Here is a 724-nt window from a genome sequence, read left to right as displayed (position 1 = left end):
CCACTCAGGAATGCCGTCAAAAAAACTAAAAAAGGGGAGAGAATATGAATAGACGCGAGTTTCTGATCTCGGCATCTGGTCTGTCGCTGGCCGCAGGGGTTGGAGTGCTGTCTCCTCCTGCGCATGCCTCGCAGGACGAGCTTGTGCTGGTGCTTGGCAGCAGCAGCAATGGCTGCCCCAACTACGACCCGATCCGCGGCACCTATCTCAATCTTGGAGCCTATTTGATCTACGACAGGCTGATCGAGATGGATGCCGATCAGTCCTACCATCCGCATCTCGCGCAATCTTGGGAAAATTCCCCGGACGGGATGAGCTGGAGCTTCACATTGCGTCAGGGCGTCAAGTTCCACGATGGCGAGCCCTTCAACGCGCACACGATCCCGTGGTGGATCTCGAAATACGCGGGCACCGAGAATCAGTTCATGGTCGACGCCATCGACCACGTCGAGATCATCGATGACCATGCGTTCCGGTTCATCATGAAGCGGCCAGAGCCAAATCTCATCTATTATTTGGCGAACGTGTTCATGGGAATCCCGAGCCCGAAGTCCTATGACGCAGTGAGTGACGGCTACGGCGTGACGGAAGCTGTGGGAACCGGGCCTTTCAAGCTTGAGAGCTTCGTCATCAGCCAGGAAACCGTGCTAGTCAGCAATGACGATTATGCCTGGCCCAATCCGCTCTCCGAAAATCAGGGGCCGCCAAGCATCAAGCGTCTGAC

1 protein-coding gene is annotated in these 724 nt (G+C 55.9%); it reads left to right on the top strand.

The features are described from left to right. Nucleotides 1-44: 44 nt before the first annotated feature. A partial coding sequence (locus tag EOA22_RS35970) for an ABC transporter substrate-binding protein (RefSeq protein ID WP_245478794.1) occupies nt 45-724 on the top strand: 680 nt, incomplete at its 3' end.

The organism is Mesorhizobium sp. M7A.F.Ca.US.014.04.1.1, assembly GCF_003998745.1.
GTDB classification, from domain to species: Bacteria; Pseudomonadota; Alphaproteobacteria; order Rhizobiales; family Rhizobiaceae; genus Mesorhizobium; species Mesorhizobium ciceri.
The sequence above is the reverse complement of the archived record's forward strand: the minus strand, read 5'-3'. Positions and strand labels throughout refer to the sequence as shown.